3 protein-coding genes are annotated in these 4,334 nt (G+C 68.3%); 1 reads left to right on the top strand and 2 read right to left on the bottom strand.

Annotation, left to right across the window (positions count from 1 at the left end; genetic code table 11):
• Both GJ693_RS14150 and GJ693_RS14145 read right to left on the bottom strand, forming a co-directional pair.
• On the bottom strand, positions 1-243 hold a 243-nt coding region (locus GJ693_RS14150; RefSeq protein WP_408014590.1), incomplete at its 3' end, for a hypothetical protein.
• A complete protein-coding gene (locus GJ693_RS14145; protein ID WP_156256920.1) occupies positions 243-698 on the bottom strand; it encodes a DUF302 domain-containing protein in 456 nt (151 codons plus the stop codon). The genes GJ693_RS14145 and GJ693_RS14150, both read right to left, overlap by 1 nt.
• 306 nt (positions 699-1,004) lie before the next feature.
• Between GJ693_RS14145 and GJ693_RS14140 the strand changes: the two genes are divergently transcribed.
• The coding region (locus GJ693_RS14140) for an AAA family ATPase (protein WP_156256919.1) at positions 1,005-4,334 on the top strand (3,330 nt) is incomplete at its 3' end.

The raw sequence follows: 4,334 nt of genomic DNA, 5'->3' as shown, positions 1-4,334 counted from the left end.
GGCCAGGGCGCGCCACGAGGCGGCTTGGCCGGCTGGACTGGTTTCAAGCCAGCCGGCCAGCCGGGCGAGCAGCACCAGGCCGCCCACCCACAGCGCCGCCTCGGCCAACGCCAGGGCGCGGCTGGCCCGGTGATCCTGGACGAGTTCCGCGACAGCAGGCACCATGCAGGTGGCGCCGCGCTGGATGGCCAGACCCATCAGCGCTGCGGCCAGCACCGCGATGGCGCTGCCCAGCACGGCCATCACCTGGCAGCAGCTGCTGCCGCGATGGAGGCCGCAACCTCGCTGGCCATCTTAAACTGGGCATCCCGGTTGGTGATGCGATAGCGGTGGGCGATATGGGTGAAGTCGGTCCAGGCCAGCCACACGGCGCCCTGGGCATCCTCCAGCACCAGCATCCGCACCGGCCAGTCGAGCCCGGCATAAGGATTGGCCTCGAGGAACTGGACGCCCAGCGGCGGATTGCCGAACAACACCAGCGTGGATCGCCTGATCTTCAGGCCAGCGCCGTCACCAAGCCCGGCCTGATCGATGGCGTCAAAGAAGCGGATGCCCTTGGCCGCTACATCGGCCTTCAGCCGGGCCAGCGTAACATCGAAATCGTTGCCGCTGCGCAGCTGGATGACACCATCGGCGTTGGCCACCGGCGTGGTGACCGGGGCCGCCGCCGGCACTGGCTGGGCCTGGGCAGAGCCCATGAAGAGTGTCGCGGCAGCAAGCGAAGCAAGAAGGGGAGAAAGGCGCATGACTGGCTCCTGATCGGGAATGTTTCTTACCAGGTCCTGATATCGCCGCAGACAGACGGTGTTGGAAATCACATGAGACTATCGGGTCGATGCCTTGGTTGCATGGTGGTCCGCGGGGCAGGCTGTCCGCCCATGCGACCGTGGTCGCCCCGCTGTGGCGACAAGGCTGGTGATCGAGGGAGGGTCACCCATTGACGGCATCGACCATTCGAAAATGATGCTCTACACCACTGGATAAAAGCGAGGGCGCTCAAGATCGTGGCTGACATCTTCCTGTCCTACAATCGTGAGGATCAGGCGCTGGCAAGGCTGTTTGCGGAAGGCTTTGCGGCTCAGGGGTTCACCGTCTGGTGGGACTCGACGCTGCGGGCCGGCGAAGCCTATGACGAAGTAACCGAGGCGGCGCTGCGGTCGGCAAAGGCGGTTGTCGTGTTGTGGTCAACGCGCTCGGTGGTGTCGCGCTGGGTGCGGGCCGAAGCGACGCTGGCGCAGCGGAACGGCACGCTGGTGCCCTGCATGATCGAGCACTGTGATCGGCCGATCATGTTCGAGCTGACGCAGACCAGCGATCTGTGCGATTGGGCCGGCGAACGCGATGATCCACGCTGGTTGGCGTTTGTTGGCGATGTGGCACGGCATGTCGCGCGCGGCCACGACAGCTTGGCGGCGGAGCGTCGCCGGCCGCCGCCAACGCCAGCACCAGCACCGTCGCCAAGGCCATCGCCGCCGCCGCCAGCCCCGCAAAGCGAGCGGCGCCACCTGACCTTCCTGTCGTGCCGGCTCGAGGAGAGCGGCGGCACCGCACAGCTCGATCCCGAGGATTGGCAGGAGATCGTCCGGAGGGCGCAGCCGCTCGTGTCGGACGCGATCGCCACGCTGGGCGGCACGCCCAGCTGGCAGAGCGGCATGGTCTCCGCCCTCTTCGGCTTTCCGGTCGCGCAGGAAGACGCCGCCGAACGGGCCATCCACGCCGGCCTGGCCATTGTCGCAGCGCTGGCCGGCCAGCGCGATGTGTTTGCGGCCACCCATGGCGCCGGGGTCACCGCCCGGATTGGCATTCACTGCGCGAACGCGCTGGTCGGGCTTGACGGCCAGGGCCAGATCGAGGTGTTCGGCGATGGCCCCGCCATCGCGGCGCGCACCCGCGCGGCGGCACCTGCGGGGGCGGTGGCCTTCACCGGTGATGTGGCCGAGCTGGTCGCCGGCGTCTTTGATCAGCAGATGCTGCCGGCCCTGCCGCCCAGCGAGGGCGGGGCGGCGGTGCCGCTGTTTCAGGCTCTGGGCGTTCGGCCGGATGGCCGCCATCAGGCAAAGACGGCCGGGGGGCTGTTCGTGGGCCGTGATGATGAACTGGCCCTGCTGATGAGCCGCTGGCGGCGGCTGGCCGACCATGACGGCCAGCATATCCTGATCCGGGGCGAACCCGGCATCGGCAAGAGCCGTCTGCTTGGGGAGTTTCGGTCCGCGCTGGCTGGCCAGCCGCACCGCTGGATCGGCTGGAGCGGGGAATCGCTGTTTGCCAACACGCCCTTTCATGCCGTTGTCCAGATGCTGCGCCAGCTGCTGGAAGCGCGCGGCGGCGACCCGGCCGAGGCGCTGCGGCGCGAGCTTGCGGTCGCCGACATGCCAGCGGACGCCTTTGATCTGGTCGCCACGCTGATCGGCCTGGCCTTGCCCGCCGACCATGCGGCGCTCGACCTGACACCGGCGCAGCGCCGCCGCCAGCTGACCGAGACGCTGACCGAATGGGTCTTCGCGCTGACCCGCGATCAACCGCTGGTGCTGGCGGTCGAGGATCTCCACTGGGTTGATCCATCCACCCTTGAACTGGTCAGGATCCTGGTCGAACAGGGCGGCACCTTGCCATTGATGGTGATCGGCACGGCCCGGCCGGAGTTTCGCAAGGCCTGGCTGGACCGTGACCATCACGGTCAGATCAATCTGGGGCGGTTGGGCAGCGGGCAGACCAGAGTGCTTGTGGCCGATGCCATCGGCGCTGCCGACATCGATGATGCCCTCGTCCAGAAACTGGTGGCCCGCACCGACGGCGTGCCCTTCTTCGTGCAGGAACTGGCCCGGCAGATCGTCATCCACGGCAGCCAGGGCGCCATTGGTGACATTCCCACCACCCTGCGTGGATTGCTGGCGGCCCGGCTCGACCGGCTCGGCGCCGCGCGCGAAACGGCGCAGCTCGGCGCCATCCTCGGCCGCAGCTTCAGTCACGCCATGATCAGCGCTTTCGCCGGGCTGGACGGTGACGAACTTGCGGCCCAGCTGGGCCAGATGGTCAGCGAGGAACTGGTGCAGCAGCGCGGGGTGGCCCCGCGGGCGAGTTACATGTTCAAGCACGCGCTGACCCACGAAGCGGCCTATGAACTGCTGCCCAAGGCCCGGCGCCGCCAGGAGCATCGCCGCGCCGCGGCGCTGATCTGCGCCCAGTTTGACGCGGAAGCCCAGGCCCATCCCGAAATCGTTGCCTGGCATTATTCCCGCGGCGGCAACCCGGAACAGGCGGCGCATTACTGGTTGCAGGCGGGCACGCAGGCGTTGCGCCGCAATGCCCATCTCGAGGCGATGGCGCATCTGCATGACGCCCTGACCGCCGTCGCGGCCGTGGCCGTCAGCCCGCAGCGCGACGCGATCGAGCTCGAGGTCGAGATGGCACTTGGCACGGCGGTGATGGTGGCCAAGGGCCAGGCCTCGCCCGAGAACGAGAAGGTGTGGCGGCGCGCGCTGGATCTGGCCAGCAAGCTGGGCGACACCGCCCGCCAGGGCCAGGCGCTTTTCGGCCTGTGGCAGGTAAAAACCGTGCGCGCCGATCACCAGGCCTCGCTGGCGCATGCGCAGGCCATACTCGATCTCGCCCGCCAGTCGGGCAGCGAGGAACTGCTGCTCACCGGCACGCTTGCCAACACCTCATCGTGCTTCTTCCTTGGAAAGGTCGACGAGGTGATCGACAACAGCAACACCATCCTTGCCCATTATGATCCCGATCGCCACGCCGGCCACCGGTTCCAGATCGGCGTCGATGCCGCCGCGATGGCGCGCGCCTATCGCGCCCAGGCGCTGTGGCTGAAGGGTGATCATGACGCGGCCGCCGCCGCCAGCGCAGAAGCGCTGGCCTTCGCACGCCAGCTCAACCATCTCTATTCCTTTGCCAACGTGCTGGCCTATTCGGCGTGGATCCAGCAATATTCCGGTGCTGCCGATGACGTGTCGGCGCTGGCTGCCGAACTGACCGATCTGTCAGCCAAGGAACGCGTGCCGCTGTTCCTGGGCAATGGCGTCATGCTGTCGGGCTGGCTGGCCTGCCAGCGCGGCGAGAACGAGGGGCCGCAGCTTTATGCCCAGGGCCTCGATATCTATCGCGCCACCGGCTCGCGCTGCTTCCTGCCCTATCGTTGGGCGCTGCTTGGCAATGCGCTGTCGGCGGCGGGGGATCACGTCGGCGCGGCTGCAGCCTTTGCCGATGCCCTGGCCGCGATCGCCGCGACCAGCGAGCGCTGGGCCGAACCGGCGGTCTGCCGCCTCCATGCGCGCGCCCTCGAACGCGCCGGCGCCGAACCGGCCGCCATCGCCGCCAGCCTG

It is taken from the genome of Sandarakinorhabdus oryzae (assembly GCF_009733735.1).
Lineage (GTDB): Bacteria > Pseudomonadota > Alphaproteobacteria > Sphingomonadales > Sphingomonadaceae > Sandarakinorhabdus > Sandarakinorhabdus oryzae.
The sequence above is the reverse complement of the archived record's forward strand: the minus strand, read 5'-3'. Positions and strand labels throughout refer to the sequence as shown.

What these genes read in the sequence shown, in the direction of transcription:
- GJ693_RS14145 (WP_156256920.1), bottom strand. Translation starts at nt 698, where the DNA reads ATGGGCTCTGCCCAGGCCCAGCCAGTGCCGGCGGCGGCCCCGGTCACC.